Source organism: Orrella daihaiensis, from assembly GCF_022811525.1.
Lineage (GTDB): Bacteria > Pseudomonadota > Gammaproteobacteria > Burkholderiales > Burkholderiaceae_B > Algicoccus > Algicoccus daihaiensis.
On sequence record NZ_CP063982.1, the window covers coordinates 1537515 to 1557901 of the forward strand.

19 protein-coding genes are annotated in these 20387 nt (G+C 53.2%); 13 read left to right on the forward strand and 6 right to left on the reverse strand.

The features are described from left to right. Positions 1–10: 10 nt before the first annotated feature. Together tadA and DHf2319_RS07020 are read left to right on the forward strand one after the other, a co-directional pair. The gene (tadA, locus tag DHf2319_RS07015; protein WP_243477418.1) at positions 11–454 is read left to right on the forward strand and encodes a tRNA adenosine(34) deaminase TadA; all 444 of its coding nucleotides are present in this window, start codon (positions 11–13) and stop codon (positions 452–454) included. 91 nt (positions 455–545) lie between these two features. Next, a complete protein-coding gene (locus tag DHf2319_RS07020; RefSeq protein WP_243477422.1) occupies positions 546–1466 on the forward strand; it encodes an LD-carboxypeptidase in 921 nt (306 codons plus the stop codon). Here DHf2319_RS07020 and DHf2319_RS07025 read toward each other — a convergent pair. Further along, a complete protein-coding gene (locus DHf2319_RS07025) occupies positions 1450–2778 on the reverse strand; it encodes an alanine/glycine:cation symporter family protein (protein WP_243477424.1) in 1329 nt (442 codons plus the stop codon). The two genes, DHf2319_RS07020 and DHf2319_RS07025, sit on opposite strands and share 17 nt — an antisense overlap. A gap of 203 nt (positions 2779–2981) precedes the next feature. Between DHf2319_RS07025 and tsaD the strand changes: the two genes are divergently transcribed. Beyond that, positions 2982–4079: a tRNA (adenosine(37)-N6)-threonylcarbamoyltransferase complex transferase subunit TsaD gene (gene tsaD, locus DHf2319_RS07030; RefSeq protein WP_243477426.1), complete on the forward strand. Its 1098-nt coding sequence runs from the start codon at positions 2982–2984 to the stop codon at positions 4077–4079. 30 nt (positions 4080–4109) lie between these two features. On the opposite strand, the gene plsY is transcribed toward tsaD, so the two are convergent. Next, positions 4110–4745 (reverse strand): glycerol-3-phosphate 1-O-acyltransferase PlsY, encoded by a 636-nt coding sequence (gene plsY / locus DHf2319_RS07035; RefSeq protein ID WP_243477428.1) that lies wholly within the window; start codon positions 4743–4745, stop codon positions 4110–4112. 149 nt (positions 4746–4894) lie between these two features. On the opposite strand from plsY, the gene surE reads away from it, so the two are divergent. The 5 genes from surE to rlmD are packed head-to-tail and all read left to right on the forward strand — an operon-like array spanning position 4895 to position 9371. After that, a complete protein-coding gene (gene surE, locus DHf2319_RS07040; protein ID WP_243477431.1) occupies positions 4895–5638 on the forward strand; it encodes a 5'/3'-nucleotidase SurE in 744 nt (247 codons plus the stop codon). Continuing rightward, complete coding sequence (locus tag DHf2319_RS07045; protein ID WP_243477436.1) at positions 5623–6402, forward strand: protein-L-isoaspartate(D-aspartate) O-methyltransferase; 780 nt, start codon at positions 5623–5625, stop codon at positions 6400–6402. The genes surE and DHf2319_RS07045 overlap by 16 nt, the downstream gene beginning before the upstream one ends. A 17-nt stretch (positions 6403–6419) precedes the next feature. Further along, entirely contained in the window at positions 6420–7259 is an 840-nt protein-coding gene (locus DHf2319_RS07050; protein ID WP_243477438.1) for a peptidoglycan DD-metalloendopeptidase family protein, read from the forward strand. 13 nt (positions 7260–7272) lie between these two features. Then, positions 7273–8049, forward strand: coding sequence for a 3'-5' exonuclease (locus DHf2319_RS07055; RefSeq protein WP_243477440.1), 777 nt, complete (start codon positions 7273–7275; stop codon positions 8047–8049). 11 nt (positions 8050–8060) lie between these two features. After that, positions 8061–9371, forward strand: coding sequence for a 23S rRNA (uracil(1939)-C(5))-methyltransferase RlmD (rlmD, locus tag DHf2319_RS07060; protein WP_243477448.1), 1311 nt, complete (start codon positions 8061–8063; stop codon positions 9369–9371). Positions 9372–9441: 70 nt separating this feature from the next. Here rlmD and argH read toward each other — a convergent pair whose 3' ends face one another. Beyond that, the gene (argH, locus tag DHf2319_RS07065; protein ID WP_243477450.1) at positions 9442–10869 is read right to left on the reverse strand and encodes an argininosuccinate lyase; all 1428 of its coding nucleotides are present in this window, start codon (positions 10867–10869) and stop codon (positions 9442–9444) included. Between the two features lie 83 nt (positions 10870–10952). Here argH and DHf2319_RS07070 point away from each other — a divergent pair, with 83 nt between their 5' ends. The 3 genes from DHf2319_RS07070 to DHf2319_RS07080 all read left to right on the forward strand — a co-directional run bounded on the left by DHf2319_RS07070 (position 10953) and on the right by DHf2319_RS07080 (position 14734). After that, positions 10953–12620, forward strand: a complete 1668-nt coding sequence (locus DHf2319_RS07070) for an NAD+ synthase (protein ID WP_243477452.1) — start codon at positions 10953–10955, stop codon at positions 12618–12620. A 36-nt stretch (positions 12621–12656) separates the two neighbouring features. Next, complete coding sequence (locus tag DHf2319_RS07075) at positions 12657–12995, forward strand: P-II family nitrogen regulator (RefSeq protein WP_243477454.1); 339 nt, start codon at positions 12657–12659, stop codon at positions 12993–12995. 113 nt (positions 12996–13108) lie between these two features. After that, positions 13109–14734 carry a gamma-glutamyltransferase family protein gene (locus DHf2319_RS07080; protein ID WP_243477456.1) on the forward strand — a complete coding sequence of 542 codons (1626 nt, stop codon included), beginning with the start codon at positions 13109–13111 and terminating at the stop codon, positions 14732–14734. Positions 14735–14756: 22 nt separating this feature from the next. Here the strand turns inward: DHf2319_RS07080 and DHf2319_RS07085 are convergent, their stop codons facing one another. Both DHf2319_RS07085 and DHf2319_RS07090 read right to left on the reverse strand, forming a co-directional pair. Continuing rightward, complete coding sequence (locus tag DHf2319_RS07085; RefSeq protein ID WP_243477457.1) at positions 14757–15974, reverse strand: MFS transporter; 1218 nt, start codon at positions 15972–15974, stop codon at positions 14757–14759. A gap of 9 nt (positions 15975–15983) precedes the next feature. Next, a complete protein-coding gene (locus DHf2319_RS07090; protein WP_243477462.1) occupies positions 15984–16568 on the reverse strand; it encodes a chorismate--pyruvate lyase family protein in 585 nt (194 codons plus the stop codon). Between the two features lie 34 nt (positions 16569–16602). Here DHf2319_RS07090 and DHf2319_RS07095 point away from each other — a divergent pair, with 34 nt between their 5' ends. After that, complete coding sequence (locus DHf2319_RS07095; RefSeq protein WP_243480048.1) at positions 16603–17331, forward strand: pseudouridine synthase; 729 nt, start codon at positions 16603–16605, stop codon at positions 17329–17331. A 19-nt stretch (positions 17332–17350) separates the two neighbouring features. Here DHf2319_RS07095 and DHf2319_RS07100 read toward each other — a convergent pair whose 3' ends face one another. Next, on the reverse strand, positions 17351–18262 hold the full coding sequence (locus DHf2319_RS07100) for a 23S rRNA (adenine(2030)-N(6))-methyltransferase RlmJ (RefSeq protein WP_243477466.1): 912 nt from the start codon (positions 18260–18262) through the stop codon (positions 17351–17353). Between the two features lie 139 nt (positions 18263–18401). On the opposite strand from DHf2319_RS07100, the gene DHf2319_RS07105 reads away from it, so the two are divergent. Then, the gene (locus DHf2319_RS07105; protein ID WP_256462150.1) at positions 18402–20360 is read left to right on the forward strand and encodes a SurA N-terminal domain-containing protein; all 1959 of its coding nucleotides are present in this window, start codon (positions 18402–18404) and stop codon (positions 20358–20360) included. Positions 20361–20387 lie beyond the last annotated feature (27 nt).

A 20387-nucleotide genomic window follows, 5' to 3' on the forward strand; every position in this document is an offset into this window, starting at 1 on the left:
TGAGCATTTCATGATGCTAGCCATTGAGCAGGCCAAGCGTGCTCAAGCCGATGGTGAGGTGCCGGTCGGTGCGGTTCTGGTTAACGCAAGCGGAGAAGTGCTTGCAGAAGGTGCCAACGCAGTAATTGGACGATCGGATCCGACGGCTCATGCCGAGATTGTGGCGTTGCGAGCCGCTGGCGCAATACTGGAGAACTACCGCTTGCCTGACACAACACTGTACGTCACGCTCGAGCCGTGTGCGATGTGTCTCGGGGCTCTGTTTCACGCGCGCGTTAGCCGTATTGTGTTTGGGGCCTATGATCCCAAAACCGGTGCATGTGGCTCGAAACTGGATCTGGCCGCGCCTGATCTGATTAATTACCACGCCAAGGTTCAAGGTGGCGTCTTGGGGCAGAAATGTGGACAGCTTTTGACTGATTTTTTTAAAGAGAAAAGAAATCAACAATCATGATCTGATAGCTTGACCGGTGTTGCTATGGTAGACCGTCGCTGAGATCAGATTGCAACGTCTGACTATTTCATCATTATTTCAAGGCTGACAAATGGCTGAGCATCATCACGACCACGAACCACTAGCCAATAATGGCATTTACGTGATTGCACCGTCAGGTGCCATCCATCAACCCGAGCGACTCACCCTTGCAACCCAGAACCTCAAGCAGCTAGGGTTTAAGGTCAAGGTCGACCGGCAGGTCAAGCTGGTGGAAGAGCGTTTTGCAGGTTCAGATAGCAAGCGCCTCGAAGGCATTGAGCGTTCTCTTGTACAGCCTTTCGATATCGTCATGGCAGCTCGGGGTGGCTATGGGTTATCGAGGCTATTACCCGCAATTGACTTTAATGCTGTGGCCGATAGCGGCAAAGTTTTTGTGGGGCATAGTGATTTCACCGCATTCAATCTCGCGCTACTAGCACAAACAGGGCAGGTGAGTTACACCGGTCCAAGTATGGTGACTGACTTTGGGGTTAAAACACCCAACGGATTGACGGCGGAGTTGTTCGGTGAAGTGATGCGCGGCGAGCTTGAAATCCTTAGCTTTCAGAGTCCCGGATCCGATCCATTTGATGGTCGTGGCGTACTCTGGGGCGGGAACTTGGCGATGACCGTCTCACTCCTGGGCACCCCACACTTCCCGAAGATTAAAGGCGGCATTTTGTTTGTTGAAGATGTTAACGAGCATCCCTACAGGATCGAGCGTATGCTGTTGCAGCTCGCTCATGCTGGTGTGCTCGCTAAACAAAAAGCCCTGATACTTGGGCACTTCACTGATTACAAAGTATCAGCGCAGGATCGTGGCTATGACATGGCCTCAGTCATTGAACACATCCGTAAAACTGTGGGGATCCCAGTCATTACCGGCTTGCCATACGGTCATACTGCCGCCAAGGTAACCCTACCCATCGGAGCCAAGGTGGGGTTAGCCACCGAGGCTGGCATGGCCTATCTTGTTATTCACGAACACTGATCGGCTCGGGTAGCCTCTGATGGACAACGATGCCCGATAACAGCAGCAAGCCAATTAAATTGGGAAATGCCATCAGCCCGTTAAATACGTCAGCCAACGCCCAAACCAGGTCTAGCGAGATTGTGGTTCCGAGCATAACGAACCCGGTGTAAACAAAGCGATAAGGCACCACCGCTTTCTCCGATAATAAGTAGGCTGCGCATTTCTCGCCATAATAAGACCAACCCAGAATTGTCGAGTAGGCAAAAAAGATAAGACCTATCGTCACGACCCACCCGCCAACACCTGGCAGTAAAGTTTCAAAACTGTTTGAGGTCAGAGCAGCGCCCGTGACACCGTCATGAAACTGTCCTGCCATCACAAGCACCAAGCCAGTGATGGTGCAAACGATGATGGTGTCTAGAAATGTGCCGGTCATTGAGACGAGTGCCTGATCTTGAGGGAAGTTGGTTTTAGCAGCAGCTGCGGCGATCGGTGCGGTTCCGATGCCCGCCTCATTAGAAAACACACCTCGTGCGACGCCGTAGCGGATAACGGCGCCGATTGCCCCACCCGCGACTGCATCAGCAGCCCAGGCATCGCGCAATATGACCGACAAAGCTGGGAGCACAAGTTCGTAGTTCGCAACGATGATGATCAAGCCACCGGTCAAGTACAGCAAGGCCATTGCCGGTACGATCAAAGATGCCACCCTCGCAATGCTGCGAATGCCACCTAGAAGCACCAACCCCGTAATTGTGGTCAGGATCACACCCGAGATCCAGCCAGGCACGCCAAAGGTGTTTTGCACGGCTTGAGCAACTGAATTTGACTGCACGGAGTTGCCAGTGCCTAGTGCAGCGATCATGCCGCAAACAGCGAACATGATTGCCAGGCTTTTTAGCCCCAAGCCTTTTTCCAGATAGTACATGGGGCCACCTGCCATTTGACCGTTTCGGTCGCGTACGCGAAAGTAAACCGCTAAATAGGCCTCCGCGTACTTGGTGGCCATCCCGAAAAGCGCAGACAGCCACATCCAGAAGATCGCCCCTGGCCCACCGAGTACGACCGCGGTCGCCACACCTGCAATGTTGCCAGTTCCGATGGTGCCCGCCATGGCGGTCATTAAAGCCTGAAACTGAGAAATGTCACCTGGCGCGTCGCTTTGTGGGCTTTTGGAGAAGGCCAGTTTTAAAGCGCGTGGTAGTGCATGAAACTGTAGACCTTTAAGGCGTACGGTATAAAACACGCCAGTGCCAACCAATAACACTAATAAAACGGGTCCCCAAACCCAACCGCCGATTATGTTTAGCCAATGAGTTAAGTCCTGCATGAATGTCTCTCCCAAATGCGATTTGTTGCCTGTCAAAAAGACCTGACAAGTGGCGCGATGTTAGGAAGTCTCTAGCTACCTTGGCGTCGCTAGAACGCGACAATTCACAGACTGTGAAACCTTGCAAGGTGTAACCGAGGTATTGCCTTTTCTGGTTGTTTGTGGATGCAGAAAAATTGGATCTGTCGCCGTACAATGCGTGTATGGTTATTCTTGGATTCGAAAGCTCTTGCGATGAAACCGGTGTCGCTGTGGTGTGCACCGATCGCGGCGTACTCGCCCATGCCCTACACACGCAGGCAGCGATGCATCAAGCCTACGGTGGCGTGGTGCCTGAGCTCGCCTCACGTGACCACATCCGTCGCATCGTTGTGCTTACCCGTCAGGCACTCGTTGATGCCAATTTGAAATTGGCTGATGTTGATGCGCTCGCCTACACAGCCGGTCCGGGTTTGGCCGGGGCGCTGTTAGTTGGTGCAGGTACTGCACAAGCGTTAGCTTGGTCGCTAGGCAAGCCAGCTATTCCCATCCATCACCTCGAGGGGCATCTCTTGTCTCCGCGTTTAGCGGATCCACGGCCAGCGTTTCCGTTTGTGGCACTGCTAGTTTCGGGTGGTCACACACAGTTGATGCGAGTCAGTGGAGTCGGTGATTATAAGCTACTGGGTGAAACGCTCGATGATGCGGCTGGAGAAGCATTCGATAAAACCGCCAAGTTGCTTGGTTTGGGCTATCCAGGAGGGCCTGAGCTTGCCGCGCTTGCTCAGTCTGGTGATGCGGCACGATTCGATCTGCCACGCCCATTGCTACACAGGCCTGGGTTCGATTTTAGTTTTAGCGGATTAAAAACAGCTGTTCTTAATCAGCTTCAAAAAGCTTGTAAGGCGGTCGGGGTGGATGCCGCTGACGCTAGTGTGCTAGACACACAGACCCGAGCCGATCTTGCCGCCGCAGCGCAAGCAGCGATTGTGGATATTTTGATTGCCAAATCCGTCGCCACGCTTGACCAAACTGGCCTAAGAAGACTGGTTGTTGCTGGCGGTGTTGGTGCGAACCGGCTTTTACGGCAGCGTTTGCTAGATGCTTGCACCAAACGGGGTGTAGAAGTCTTTTTCCCGCCCATCGAGCTTTGTACCGACAATGGTGCAATGATCGCATATGCCGCTGCAGAACGAATCAATGCAGGCTTGTGTGATCTCTCGCACGATCAATCCCACGCTTTTACAGTTCGCCCGCGTTGGCCATTATCGGAACTGGGGTCGCCTACTGCCAGCGACCTCGGTCTTGGCGCACTGGGTTAAACCCAATTTTGGCAAGAACCTGGCCAAGCGCTAATGATCCGTTTTTTTACCAATTTTTGGTTCAGTACCATTCAAAATTCGACTGATGTTGGCCTTGTGCCGCCAAATCAACATCAGGCTAATCAGACTGATGGCTGTCAATATTGAGCCAGACAGTGGCCAAAGGACACCCGATAAAATGAAATAGTAAAAGGGTGCAAACAAGGCTGAGGCAATCGCAGCAAAAGATGACATTCGGAAAAAAACTGCAATAACCAACCAGCTAAGCATCGTAGCCAGCCCGAGCAACGGTTCAATGGCCAGCAAAACACCCAGCGCAGTGGCAACGCCTTTACCGCCTTTGAATTTCAGAAATACCGGGAACAGGTGTCCCAGGAAAACCGCGAGCGCTGTGATGGCGACGACATCACTATGTCCTGTGATTTGGTGCGCGAGCCACACTGCCAGCCAGCCTTTGGCAGCGTCCCCGAGCAAAGTAAGTATGGCGGCCTTTTTGTTGCCTGTCCTTAGAACATTCGTGGCACCCGGATTGCCTGAACCATAGGTTCTCGGGTCAGCCAACCCCATCACACGACTAGTGACCACGGCAAAGGGCACTGAACCAAGTAGGTAGCCCAAAACCGCAAAAATTGCCACTGCGGTAAAACCCGAATCGATACTTTGCATTGTGATTGCCCGTCTGAATGTCACCAAAACCATGGTGATCGTAGTTTAAGGGAAGGCCTGAGTCTCTGACCGATAATTGCCTGGCGTAATTTGGCTTGGTTTGCCCGAGTACAATGCAATTCGTTAACGAATCACTTACTTGTTGCCCCATGAAAATTCTGGTTTCTAATGATGATGGTTACAGTGCTGCCGGCATTGAAGCGCTCGCCGATGTGCTTGCGCCACATGCACAGATCACCGTGGTTGCACCGGAGGTCAATCATAGTGGGGCATCAAACTCACTGACACTGAATCGGCCATTATCAGTTCGTCAAGCCAAGAATGGGTTTTATGTGGTCAACGGCACACCTTCAGATTGCGTGCATATCGCGCTGACCGGTCTGTTGGATTTCAAGCCTGATTTGGTGGTGTCTGGGATTAATAATGGTGCCAATATGGGTGACGACACTATTTACTCAGGTACCGTTGCAGCCGCCGTGGAAGGATATTTGTTTGGAATTCCTTCGCTTGCGTTTTCACTGACAGAAAAAGGCTGGCCTCATCTGGCCGACGCGGCCAATTGGTGTCGTGATCTGGTTTTGCGATTTGCTCGCAAGCCTTTGCCTTCAAACTATCTGTTAAATGTCAATCTGCCGCCGCTGCCAGCAGCTCAGATCCGCGGTATTAAAACCACACGGCTTGGCAAGCGACATGCTTCGCAACCGGTCATTCCCGCGTTGAACCCACAAAACGAAACGGTTTACTGGATTGGGGCGGCTGGTGATGCCGCGGACGACTCGTCTGGCACAGACTTTAATGCGGTCGCAAATGGTTTCATCGCGGTGACACCCTTGCGACTCGATTTGACCCATGATCAACAACTTGATCACGTTGCGCAATGGTTGAACGAGTAAAGAAGCGCTCTGATGCCTGGCTTGATAAGCTCAAGCCGGCTAATAGCAACACGCGAATCAGCGTGGGTGGTCGCGTGGCGCCCGAGGGACGTCCACAGTTACTGGCTGGCTCTCCTAACAATTTAGGCTTGACTTCAGATCGCTTACGAATGCGCATGGTTGAGCGCGTGCGTGCTCAGGGGGTTGAACACGAGGTGGTGCTCGGTGCACTAGCCCGCGTGGCGCGTCATCGATTTGTGGATCAGGCGTTGGCCAGTCGCGCCTACGAGGATGGGGCTTTGCCAATCGGTCACGGTCAGACCATTTCGCAACCCTGGGTGGTGGCGCGTATGTTGGCTGCCCTATGTGAGCCCGACACACCTCGCAAAGTGTTGGAGATTGGAACCGGTTGCGGATATCAAGCAGCAGTGATGTCTCACATATTTGCGCAAGTATTCACGGTTGAGCGGGTTCGTCCGTTGTACGATATGGCTAAGACGCGCCTTCAGGACATGGCGATACGCAATGTGCATTGCCTGTTTGGTGATGGCATGCTCGGCTGGAGTGCGAAAGCACCGTTTGATGCCATCGTGGTGGCTGCAGCCGGGCTGTCAATTCCGCAAACATTGCTAGATCAGCTTGCTGTCGGTGGTAAGCTCATTGCACCAGAGGGTGATACTAATCAGCGTCTAATTATGGTTACCCGGCAGTCGACAAGGGAGTGGCGGCGGGTGGAACTCGAGGCAGTCCGATTCGTGCCGCTTAAGCCCGGCGTACAGACTTGAAAGTATGGGAGAGTAGTATGGCTAGCGCCAAAGCGCTTCACACAAAGACAGCACTTGCCAATAACAGGGGCGTTGCGAGGGAGCCGCTCCCATTTGGTACGCGCGTCGCCAAAGCAATCAGTTTGGTGGCTCTGGTGACATTGGCTGGCTGTGCTGGAACTGGTGTGTTTGCTCCTATCGCCGATCTGAGTGACCGCGGCGTAGACGGTACTTACCGTGTCCAGCCAGGCGATACGTTGTCATCGATCTCGCGCGAAACTGGCGTCAGTGTCGAGCGCCTGATAGCCTTAAACGATATCTCCAATCCAAGCTTGATCCGTGTTGGACAGCGTTTGCGCCTTAATGACGATGCTGTTGTGCCTGCTGCCTCAATGGCGCAAGGCAGTAACACGTCAACTTCGGGTGGCTCGATGACGATGGATCGCGGTGAAGTACAAGATGCTCCGGAATCAAGACCAGCCCCGGCACAGGTTACGCCCGCTGCTGACGCCAGCAAAATTGCCATGGTGTGGCCCGCCAAAGGTGAAATCATTCAACGTTTTACTCCACAGACCAAAGGTATTGATATCGCTGGAACCATCGGGGAGCCAGTGGTGGCTGCCGCTGGCGGTAACGTTGTCTTTGCTGGCGATGCCGTAAGAGGATTTGGGAATTTGGTGATAGTTGACCACGGCGATGGGTTTATCACCGCGTATGCACATAATGAGAAACTGCTTGTTAAAAAGGGCGATGCCGTGAGCAAGTCTCAGCAAATTGCTACGTTGGGGCAGTCTGCGACGACTTCACCGCGGTTGCATTTCGAGGTGCGTCGAAATGGCACCCCGGTTGATCCGTTGCGTTATTTGCCTGCTCAGTAAAGCGGGGTCAAGCATGACACCAACCTTGGTATTTGACCTGGAGACAATCCCGGATGTAGAAGGTTTGCGTCAGATCAATGATTGGTCTGACCTGACTGATGACGAGGTTGTCGAGCGAGCGTTTGCGCAACGACAAGAAAAAACCGGCAGTACTTTTTTGCCGCACCACCTACACAAGATCGCAGTAGTCGGTTGCGTGTTTCGAGATGACAATGGATTCCGGGTTAAATGTCTAGGTCAAGCTGATGATCCTGAGGATAGTCTGATCCAGGGTTTTTTTAAAACGATTGACCATTACACGCCGCGTTTAGTCAGTTGGAACGGGTCAGGCTTTGATCTGCCAGTGTTGCATTACCGCAGCTTAATTCACGGTATTGCTTGTGCGCGTTATTGGGACACGGGACAAGACGATAGAGACTTCAAATACAACAATTATCTGAGTCGTTATCACGACCGCCATGTGGATCTGATGGATGTGCTGGCTAAATATGGCGGTCGCGCCAATGCACCGCTAGATGATATGGCCAAGTTATGCGGTTTTCCTGGAAAGCTTGGCATGGATGGCAGTCAAGTTTGGCAGGCATGGCGAGACGGCCAGGCTGAGCAGGTCCGTGCCTACTGTGAGACTGATGTTGTGAACACTTGGCTTGTATTTTGTCGATTCAGGCTAATTCGTGCAGAGTTGTCGGCGCAGGCCTATGAGAAGGAAATAGAGCTTGTGCGTGAATATCTTGCTGGTATTGATGCACCTCACTGGCGCGAGTACCTAAAAGCGTGGGATAAAGCCTGAAAATGCCTCAAATGTTTGAATTGCACGTTGAGTCGCTTGACCACGAGGCTCGCGGCGTAGCTCACCTCGATGGCAAAGTGGTGTTTGTCGAGGGTGCGTTGCCTGGCGAATATGTCACAGCGCAGCTGATCAAGAAAAAGCCCAAGTTCAACACTGCCCGAGCTACCGATATTCATAAAACCAGTTGGCTGAGGGTGCAGCCCCAATGCCCCCATTTTGGTGTGTGTGGTGGATGTGCGATGCAGCATTTGGCCGCAGATGCGCAAGTGGCTGTGAAGCAGCGTGTGTTAGAGGATGCTTTTAAGCATTTGGCGGATTTAAAACCCGAACAGATGCTTTCACCGATCCACGGGCCGAGCTGGGGATATCGTTTCCGTGCCAGATTGACCGTGCGTCTCGTGCCGCGTAAAGGTGGTGTCTTGGTTGGTTTTCATGAGCGGCGTAGTAGTTATGTCGCAGACATGTCAAGCTGTTCTGTGCTGCCGCCTAAGGTGAGTGATTTGCTGGTGCCACTGCGACGGCTGATCGAATCCATGAGCATCCCCGATCGACTGCCACAAATTGAAGTGGCTGTTGGTGACTCTGTTATTGCTCTGGTATTGCGTCATCTTGAGGCTTTAGATAGCAGGGATGAGGAGTTTTTGCGGGCATTTGGCCAAAAGCATGGTGTGCAGTGGTGGCTGCAACCAAAGGGACCTGATACGGTGGCGTTACTTGACGGGCAGGACTCATCAGAGCTTGCTTACAGTTTGCCCGCATTTGATGTACGCATGCCCTTTAAGCCAACAGACTTTACGCAAGTTAATCATCAGATCAACCGCACGCTGGTATCCAAAGCGCTGTCGTTATTAGAGGTTAATCCCACGGATCAAGTGCTTGATCTGTTTTGTGGGCTTGGCAACTTTACTTTGCCACTGGCTCGGCAAGCCAAGAACGTGCTTGGTATTGAGGGTAGCGACGTTCTGGTTCAAAGAGCGTTTCAGAACGCTGAAACTAATGGTTTGCGTAATGTAACTTTTGAAGCCCGAAATCTATTTGAATTTACGCTTGAAGATCTTCACGCCTTACCAGTTTTTGACCGTTTGTTGATTGACCCGCCGCGTGAGGGCGCATTGGCGGTCTGTGAGGCTTTGGCCAATCAACGTGAGGCTGACCGCCCCAAGCGTATCGTTTATGTCTCGTGTAATCCAGCCACATTGGCCCGTGATGCCGCTGTGCTGTGTCACCTCGGTTCATACCGGCTACGTCAAGCGGGTGTCATCAACATGTTTCCACACACAGGCCATGTTGAATCAATTGCAGTTTTTGAGCCGAACCGATGAACAACAAGCCTGGTCAGCCTGAAATAAAAATGGCTGCTGATGCAGCCATTTTTTCCTTGATTGCTCTATCCTACTGACTCGACAGTGTTTTTAACATTGCTTGTGCTGCAGCTTTGACTTGCGCTGGCGCTGTACCGCCGATGTGATCTCGCGCATTGACTGATCCTTCAAGGGTAAGGACCTCGTGCACCGTGCTATCGATGCGATCATCAAAGGCTTTTAGCTCATCCAACGAAAGGTCAGCCAAGTCGCAACCGCGTTTCTCGCAAGTCAGTACAGCGTGAGCCACTACTTCGTGAGCATCGCGAAACGGCAAACCTTTTTTAACGAGATAATCGGCTAGGTCAGTTGCAGTTGCAAATCCTTGACGCGCAGCCGCTTGCATGTTTTGAGCATGCACCGTTAATCCCTTCATCATGTCGGCGAAGATGGTCAAAGTGTCTCTGACAGTATCAGCCGTATCAAATAAACCTTCCTTGTCTTCCTGGTTGTCCTTGTTGTAGGCCAGTGGCTGTCCCTTCATCAAAGTCAACAAAGCCATCAGGTGGCCATTGACACGACCTGTTTTGCCGCGTGCCAATTCCGGTACGTCAGGGTTTTTTTTCTGCGGCATGATGGAGCTGCCGGTACAAAACCTGTCAGCCAACGTGATGAAGCCTACTTTAGGGCTCATCCAGAGCACGAGTTCTTCGGATAATCGGGAGATGTGGACCATCACGATGGCGCTGGCCGCGCAGAACTCAATGGCAAAGTCGCGATCTGAAACCGCATCCAGCGAGTTTTGGCAAACACCGTCAAACCCGAGTGTTTTGGCCACCTGTTCACGGTCAATCGGATAACTGGTGCCAGCGAGCGCCGCTGCGCCTAGCGGCAGACGGTTAACCCGCGCTCTGCAGTCAGCCAAGCGTTCAGCATCGCGAGTGAACATCTCGGCATAGGCCATCAGGTGGTGTCCAAAAGTGACCGGCTGAGCTACCTGAAGGTGCGTAAACCCCGGCATGATGGTATCGGCATAAATTAACGCCTGCTCGGCAAGCGTGCGACGCAGAGACTTTAACTGAAGCTGAATCAAGTCAATTTGCTCGCGCAGCCAAAGCCTTATGTCTGTGGCAACCTGGTCGTTGCGTGAACGTCCGGTATGAAGGCGTTTGCCGGCATCGCCAATGAGTTCAACCAGGCGCTTTTCAATATTTAGGTGTACATCTTCGAGATCAAGTGACCACTGGAACTGTCCACTAGCGATTTCCTGACCAATGATCGTCATGCCGCGCTCAATGTCCGCAAAGTCCTGGCTGCTGATGACTCCAACCTTAGCCAGCATCTGGGCGTGCGCTAGCGAACCCTGGATATCTTGCATAGCCATGCGCTTATCAAAATCGACTGATGCTGTGTAACGCTTGACCAGATCTGACACGGGTTCTGAGAAGCGGGCAGACCAAGCTTGCGCCTTGTTGGCGAATTGGTCCTGATTCGAAATGGGGGAAGATTTATTCGTCATGGTGACCAGATTATAGAGTGCTAGGGTCGCCGGCAGGCGTGCAATAATCGGGATTCATGATTTTGACGTAAAAAGAGAGATCTATGGTCGCGGCAAACGTCGCGCTGGCTCAGCTAAACGCGACGGTCGGCGATTTTGAAGGCAATGCTCGCAAGATTGAGCAGATGGCAAGACTTGCGGCAGCTAGCGGTGCCGACGTGTTGTTGACGCCGGAAATGGCGCTAACTGGCTACCCGGCCGAGGATTTGTTATTGCGCCCCGCTTTTATTGAGCAAGAACGCGTGGCATTGCTTGCCTTAGTTGAACGTTTGGCCGATCTGCCGGGTTTGGCTGTGGTCGTGGGGCACACCCAGGCTCAGGGCAACGATTTGTATAACGCCGCAAGCGTGCTGTTAGAGGGCAGGGTAGTCGCTCGGTACTTCAAGCGGGAATTGCCTAATTATGGTGTTTTCGATGAAAAGCGCTATTTCGTTGCTGGGCATGAAGCCTGCGTGTTCGAGCATGCTGGCCTGAAATTTGGTCTTAATATTTGCGAGGATGCCTGGTTCAAGCATGCCCCTCAAGCTGCTGTGGCAGCTGGCGCCCAATGTTTATTGGTTCTTAATGCATCGCCCTTTCACATGGGCAAGTTCAATCAACGCCTTGAAATGATGCGTCGTTGTGTTGATCGGGCGGGCGTCAGCTTGGTCTATGCAAACCTTTGCGGCGCGCAGGACGAACTGGTGTTTGATGGCATGTCATTCGCAATGGACAAAACGGGCCATTGCATCGGACACGCGCCAGCCTATGATGAGTCAGTTACACAGGTCTCCGTTAACGCCAGTGGTGCCGTGACGGCGGTTACAACCGAGTCTGGGGATTGGACGCCTGTGACCAGCATGGAAGAAGAAGCCGAGCATGACCATTTGTCGATGGTGTGGCAGGCCTTGGTTGTAGGTACACGGGATTATGTGCAAAAGAATGGCTTTAAATCCGTCTTGCTTGGATTGTCCGGCGGGATTGATTCCGCTGTGGTTCTCGCAGTGGCCGTTCAAGCGCTAGGGGCCGATAACGTGATGGCTGTGATGATGCCATCTCGCTACACAGCAGACATTTCGCTGGCAGATGCTGCTGACATGGCAAAGCGTGTGGGGGTGCGCTACGAACAGGTCGCTATAGATGAAATTGCAAAGCATTTCGAGCATGCTTTGGCACCTGTTTTTGCGGGACGTGAGGCTGATACCACCGAAGAAAACATACAAGCTAGGGTTCGAGGCACGCTGTTGATGGCCCTGTCAAACAAGTTGGGTGCTCTGGTGCTGACCACGGGCAACAAGTCGGAATTAACCACCGGTTATTGCACCTTGTACGGCGACATGGCAGGTGGGTTTGCGGTTCTTAAAGATGTGCCTAAAACGCTCGTGTATCGACTAGCGCGCTGGCGTAATACGCAGTCTGAGGTCATCCCAGACCGGATTATCACGCGAGCTCCATCGGCTGAGTTGAGAGCTGACCAAACTGACCAAGATTCTTTGCCGCCTTACGAAGTGATAGACAGCATTATTGCCGGATATGTTGATCACAATTTGCCGGTCTCGCGACTGATTGAGGCTGGACTGGATGCTCAGGCGGTACAGCAAGTAGTTCGGTTATTACGCATCAATGAATATAAGCGCTCGCAATCTGCGCCGGGGCCTAAAGTCACTGTTCGGGCATTTGGACGCGATTGGCGCTATCCTTTGACCAATGCATTTCGTGAAACGGGTGCCTAGTGCATCTGGCGCCGCACAGCCAAATAGGGAGAAGCCGTGAAACTCGTAACCGCCATTATTAAACCGTTCAAGCTTGACGAGGTGAGGGAGGCGCTTTCTGAAGTCGGCATTACAGGCTTGACTGTGACCGAGATCAAGGGGTTTGGACGTCAAAAAGGCCATACCGAGCTTTATCGGGGCGCTGAGTATGTTGTGGATTTCTTACCCAAAATCCGAGTGGAAGTCGCTGTTGCCGACGCTAAGGTAGAGGCTGTCATCGAGGCCATCATTAAGGCTGCGCGTACTGGGAAAATTGGTGATGGCAAGATATTCGTATCGCCGCTGGATGAGGTGATCAGAATTCGTACGGGCGAGCAGGGCGATGAGGCACTCTAACTAGCTGAAACTCACCTTAAAGCTCAGGCTTTGTCGAACAAACGGGTACAGCCGGCCACGCGTGCTTATTGCCGTCTGTAAGACATCATAAAAACCTTCTGACGCAACGCAGCATGAAACCATTTAACTGGCAAAACCCTTATCCGAGCCTACGCATACCACTGTTCGCTAGAAACGTGGTGTCCACATCGCACCCGCTAGCTGCCCAAGCAGGATTGCGAATGCTGTATCAAGGCGGTAGTGCTGTAGATGCTGCCATTGCGGCAGCCGCAGCGATTACGCTAGTCGAACCAGTCTCTTGTGGGATCGGTGGTGATGCCTTTGCGATTGTCTGGGATAAGGGCAGGGCACATGGACTAAACGCATCCGGTCATTCCCCAGCCGCCTGGAACCTTGATTATTTCTCCAGTAAATACGGCTGCGACGCGACAGGCCGACCACTCGCTCCTAAACGCGGTGTTGACTCAGTGACTGTACCGGGGGTTGTTGCCGGATGGGCTGCTCTGCACGAGAAATTCGGCAAGTTGCCGTTTGCGGATTTAATGGTGCCAGCCATCGAGCTTGCCGAGCGTGGTTATGCGGTGCCACCAGTCGTTGCGCATAAGTGGGCAGCAGCCGTGCCTGAACTAAAAGATCAACCTGGATTTGCGCAAGCATTCATGCCAGGTGGAAAGTCGCCGGCTGTCGGGCAACGATTTAGTTGGCCCGCAGCTGCCAAGACGCTCCGATTGATTGGGCAAACTCAAGGCAAATCGATGTATCAGGGCGAGCTGGCTGAACAGTTGGTCAAGTTCCTTGGTGAGCATGGTGGTGCGCATACGCTCGATGATTTTGCGTCTTATGAGGCTCTATGGGTCGAACCAATTGCCAAAGATTATCGCGGATACACTTTGCACGAGATCCCGCCAAACGGACAGGGCATTGCAGCATTGATGGCGGTTGGCATGCTCGAGCACTTTGACCTTGCTAGTTTGGGGGTTGATTCGGTTGCCTCACAGCATTTGCAGATTGAAGCAATGAAGCTTGCGTTTGCCGATTTGTATAAATATGTCGCAGATGCCGGCAGCATGACAGTGGCGGCCGAACAACTACTCGATCCAGGGTATCTGGCGTCTCGTGCCAAGTTGATTGACACCAAACGTGCCACTTATTTTGGGCCGGGTGTCCCCGACGCTGGGGGCACAATCTATTTGTCCGCAGCCGATGAGTCCGGCATGATGGTTTCGTTCATTCAGTCGAACTACATGGGATTTGGTTCGGGTGTGGTGATGCCCGAATCAGGCGTCAGCCTGCAAAACAGAGGTGTTGGCTTCTCGATGGATGCAGATTCGCCCAATGTGGTCTCAGGCCGTAAGCGCCCGTTTCACACGATTATCCCGGGGTTTTTGAGTCGCCGTGGTGAGCCTGTGATGAGTTTTGGTGTGATGGGTGGCGATATGCAGCCTCAAGGGCATTTGCAGACATTGGTACGCATGCTTGATTACGACCAACAGCCGCAAGCAGCTTGCTGTGCGCCCCGCTGGAAGGTCAACCGTGATTTCACGCTCGATGTCGAGTCCACCATGGATCCCACCGTTGTTCAAGGGCTTAAGGCGCTTGGACATCAACTGAAATCAGTTGATGATCCTTACATGGATTTTGGTTCGGGACAATTTATTTGGCGCCTTTCAGCTGACCTTGAAGACGGCTATGTCGCCGCGAGTGACAGTCGAAGAGACGGTCAAGCGGTTGGTTTTTAGATCGGTCAAGCCGTGAAGTATGTCAAACGCCAGTCAGCATGGCTTGGTGGCGTTTTTCCCAAAGCATCATCAGCAGTACTACTGCTACGCAAGGGAATATCAACCAGTTAATCAATTCCCAGCCAGCGACTGAGAGTAGTTTGCCAGAAGCAAATGACGAAATAGCCACCGACCCAAATACTAGAAAGTCGTTCATGGCTTGAACCCGATTCTTCTCTTCAGGGCGATGACAAGTTGTCACCATCGTGGTGGCACCAATGAACCCTAAATTCCAGCCAACACCAAGCAATACCAGCGCAATCCAAAAGTGTTCAAGACCAAGCCCGGCTAGCGCCACGGCGCCTGAGGCCGCCAGAATAATGAGGCCTAGCGCCGTAATCGTCTTGACCCCGAAACGCTGTATAAGCCGCCCTGTAAAAAAGCTCGGTGCAAACATCGCAAGGACATGCCATTGGATGCCTAGTGCCGCCTCACCGACCGTGTGGCCACAGCCAACCATGGCGATGGGTGCTGCTGTCATCACAAAACTCATGAGCGCATACGAAACCACCCCGGCAGTCACGGCCAGAATGAATCGCGGTTGTCTGGCGATTTCCTTCAAGGTGCGTCCGGTGTGATTGGCTGCATTGCTCGTCTTGCTAGCAGATGCACGGGTACTAGTCGCGGATTTCAGTCGCCAGATAACCGGAATCGCAAGTGCCGCCAAGATCGCCTGGGCGACAAAGCTCCCCGCAAAAGGCGCCCATGGCACGATATCTCTTGTCCAAATGACGGTCTGCGGTCCGATCACCGCCGCAAATAGTCCACCAACCATTACCCAGGAGATCAACCTCGGTTTGATATCCTCTGGCGCACCATCTGCCACCGCAAACCGGTAGCTCTGAACGTAAGAGGCATAAAAACCCGCAATCATGGTGCCTAAGCAAAAGATCACGAATAATTGTTGGTAGATCCCAAACGCGGCTACCAAGCCAGCAATCATGCCCAGACCAGCGCCAAACAAATAACCGAGTCTCCTGCCATGGCGTCGCATGACCCAGGCAGCCGGTAGTGTGCCGATCGCCAATCCGAGGTTAAAGATGCTGACAGGTAGCGTCGCTAGAGCTGGGTTACTCGCTAGTTGTTGACCCACCAAGCCGCCTAAAGACACGATAATGGCAGGACTGGCGCCGCCAAGCGCCTGAGCAGTGGTTAGGACACGGGCGTTATGCTGTGATGTGCGAGAGAGATCCAAAGTCATGAGCGCATATTACCCATTTGTCGAGGATTCGGTGGTTGCGATCGCCCAAAAAGCCGGCAAAAAACACTCTGACACCAATAAAGGGGCGCCACCTCGCCAGAAAACGGAGCGCCTGGCCCAAAAGGTCCGGTTCCTGTTGCCTGATGACGTTGGCTCACTGGATAAAGCAAGTCTGGCCAATGGATGGGGCGAATGAATCCTGCCAGTTTCAAACGCACTGCGCCTGACATGTCTGTCGTCATAAAGGATATCGGCTAACGGTCGACGGCCAAGCTGGCCGATGGCCTGCCAGAGTCCACGACGACTGGGCAGACTGACGACTGAGCGAGCAACGACACAGCTTTGTCCATCGATCGACAAACAGATCTCCCGTATATGCACCGGCTGCCTTGACGTCAGTCGCATGATGAGTTGCTCATCAAGGGTCGGTAGGGCGGTCGTTTGTCTGATCACACCGAGCTCCAGACGACCAAGCTTGCGTAATCCGGCTGTCAAAGCCCCGGCTCGTCTTAGCCACTTTCTTTGCAGTGAATCCGCTAAAGGGTCTATTTGGGTGCTCCAACGGCACAATGCGATTGCTTGATCGGGAATCATGTTTGCGCTTTGGCGAGGTATCATCGCATCGTTTATGGAAAAAATTCGTATATCCAAACTCATGGCCCAGCAGGGTCTGTGTTCGCGTCGCGAGGCCGACGCCCATTTGGCTGCCGGGCGCGTGACCGTTGATGGCCAGCTCGTCGGGGTAGGCGATAAAGCTTGGCCAACACAGCGTATCGTACTGGATCAGCGCGGACAGGCGCAGCAACGCGCCAGCGTCACCGTACTGGTTCACAAACCGATTGGTCTTGTTTCTGGACAGGCCGAGGACGGTTATAAACCTGCCGTGACCCTGGTGACGCCTGCGAATCACTTTGGCGAAGATCGCTCTGGCATTGCGTTTCGTCGAGAACATTTACGGGGCCTGGCTGTCGCCGGACGGCTTGACATAGATTCCACTGGACTGTTGGTGTTGACACAAGATGGGCGTGTTGCAAGGCAGCTGATCGGTCAAGACAGTGACGTTGAGAAGGAATACCTCGTGCGGGTAAAAGGCAAGCTTTCGGCTGATGGTTTGGCTCGCCTGCGGCATGGATTGGTGTTAGACGGACGACCCTTAAAACCAGCGCAAGTTGCCTGGCAAAATCAGGATCAACTGAAATTTGTCCTCAAAGAGGGTCGCAAGCGCCAGATTCGACGCATGTGCGAGCTTGTTGGCCTGACTGTTCTGGGCTTAAAGCGGGTGCGAATCGGGAAAATCAAGTTGGGTAATTTGCCTGTTGGTCAGTGGCGATACCTAGGGGCCAATGAGCAAATCTAGCCACGGCATGGCCATACCCCTAGTGCATCGCGCGTGGCCTGCCCGATCTACCTGGTTTGTGAGGTTTCGGTGTTTCGGTAGCGTTCGCGCGCAGCTTCCAGCTCGCGTGATTATCCTGAGCCAACGTCTTTGCTAACCACGGTAAGGCAAGCTGGAGTTGTTTGTGCAGTGTGTAGGGCGGATTGATCACGAACACGCCAGAGCCAAATAAGCCATGTTGATCCGTGGGGGCTTTACAAACGGTCAACTCAGCTTGCAGCCACTGTATCCCAGGTAAATGCTGCAGTTGCTTGAGCATTTGGTCGACTTGCAATCGGTTAACCCGGGGGTACCAGATCAGATAGCAACCAGTGGCAAAGCGTGTCAGTCCGTCCTTGATGGCTTGTACAACCGATCGATAGTCTTGTTTATTCTCGTAAGCCGGGTCAATCAGTATGACTGCTCGTCGTGTCGGCGGCGGCAGTACCGCTTTGATGGCTGCAAATCCGTCGGCTCTTTCCAACTTGATGGCACGTGGCGGTAAACGGCGCTGTTGATCGAGGTTGTTTGCCAACACATCCGCTTCGGCCGACAGTAACTCAAAAAGCTTGAGACGATCCTGCGAGCGAAGCAGCTGCAAGGCCAACCACGGCGATCCTGGATACAGTGTTAGTTCGTGACTCGCGTTGAGCGCTTTGATCGCGCTGACATATTCAGACACCAGCCAAGGCAAGTCCGTTGCAGACCACAATCGACCAATACCATCGGCGTATTCACTGCGGGTATTGGCCCATTTGCCAGTAAGGTCATACAGGCCTGCTCCTGCATGGGTGTCAACGTACACAAATCCCGTCTCTTTCTCCTGGTAATACTTTAGAACCTCAAGCAAAACACAATGCTTGAGTACATCGGCATGGTTGCCGGCATGAAATCCGTGGCGGTAGCTAAACAAATCATCCTCACCGGCAATTAGGTTTAAGACTGGCTGCGTTATTCCGAGGGCAGGCGGGTCTGTCCCGCTTGCGCGCGTTCGCCAATGGTACACTCGGCGACATCGATTACAGGCTTAATTTACAGGCTTATTACCATCCATGTTTGATTTCATAAGATCGCATCGCCGTTGGATGCAGCTGGTCCTGTTGTTGCTGGTGGTACCGGCGTTCGCTTTTTTTGGGATTGAGGGCTATGTGGGCTTCATGTCGCGTGACAAGGAGCTAGCAGAGGTCAACGGGGTAGCTATCACCCAACCGGAATATGATGCCGTACGCCGCAATCAGCTCGAGGAATTGCGGCGCGTGCTTGGTGCGCAATTTGACGCAGAGGCGCTTGATACCCCTACATTTCGTGAGCGAATCCTCAATGACATGATTAATCAGCGCGTGATTGCTGAGGCGGCGATGCAGGGTCGCTACACCGTGTCGGACGAGCAATTACGTGAAACGATCGCCAAAATCCCAGCGGTCCAGGAGAACGGCGTATTCTCGCCCGAACGTTACCGACAGGTGCTGGCTGCCCAGGGCATGACCCCAGCAGATTTTGAGATGCGCGTTCGCAGCGACTTAATCCTGTCTCAAGTGCTAGGCCCCATTGGTTCGACCGCAGCGGCACCTAAGCGTGTAGCCGATGAGCTGATGGCTGCTCTGACGCAACAACGTACGGTTGCTCTACGGCGCTTTAACGCTCAGGGATTTGAGGCTGATGTGCAGGTGACCGATGCTGATATCCAGGCTTGGTATGACGCCAATGCCGAGCAACTGCGTCTGCCGGAAAGCGTCGACGTTGAATATGTCGTGCTAGACGAAGCGGCTGCAAGCAGAGGACTCTCGGTGCCTGCGGCGGAAATTGAAGCCTACTACCAACAAAATCAGTCTCGGTTTGGACAGCCAGAGCAACGACGTGTCAGCCATATTCTGCGCGAGGTTGCGACAGATGCTGATCAGTCAGCCAGAGACGCAGCGCTTGCCAAAGCCCAGGAACTAGCTAATCAGTTAAAGGCCGACCCGAGTCAGTTTGCTAAATTGGCTGCTGAGTTCTCGGAAGACCCAGGCTCCTCTGGCCAAGGTGGTGATCTGGGCTGGATTTCGAAAGACACTTTGGTGCCCGAAGTAGAGGAGGCAGTTTTTAAACTCGAACCCAATACGATCTCTGAAGTGATTCAGAGTCCCTTTGGGTACCATGTGGCGGTGGTTACCCAAGTTCAACCAGCGAGCGTCAAGCCGCTAGAGCAGGTTCGGGACGAAGTGCAAAACGAAGTCTTACGCCAAATGGCATCGGTGCGTTTTGCGGATCTTGCAAGCGAATTGACCAATCTCGTGTATGACCAGCGCGACGCGCTTGAGCCAATTGCCCAGCAGCTTGGGCTCGAGCTTAAGCGCGCTCAGGCGGTGGCGCGCAGCGGGCTGTTGCCTGACGAGCTGTTTTTCAGATCAACACCTTTGCAGGCTGGTCAAGCCGAGATACTGGGTAATCCGCGGGTGTTGCAGGTTGCGTTTTCTCCGGAGGTATTTCAGGACAAACTGAATTCTGGGGTGATTGAGACGTCGCCTGGCTCATTGGTAGCGTTACGTGTGACCCAGGTGAATCCCTCCTCGGTCCCGCCGCTAGAACAAGTCAAGGAGCTGATACGTGAGGATCTGGTGGCGCAAGGTGCGCTCAAGCTAGCGCGTGAAGCAGGCAAAGCAGCGTTAACGGTGATTGCTGATGGCAGTCAGCCAGCCATTGGCTTTGCTGCTGCAGAGGTCGTATCACGTCAAGACCCCCGTAACTTGAGCCCAGTTGAGCTTGATGCCGTCATGAAGTTGTCCGAGTCTGAGGTGCCGAAGGTAATTGGGGTCGATACCCCGATTGGATACAGCCTTCTGGAAGTCAAGGCGGTTAACCCCGGCGAGCCGTTACCAGATGCTAATCAAGCCCAGTTTAAAGGCCAGTTAGCCCAAGCTTGGGGCGGCGCAGAAGAACAGGCCGCTCTGCTGGTTCTCAGGCGTTTATTTAATGTGCAGATATTGCCTGATGCCAGAGTCCTTATTGATGGCAATGACGCTGGCACTTGATTGTCTGCGTGGGTCTTCTCGATCGTG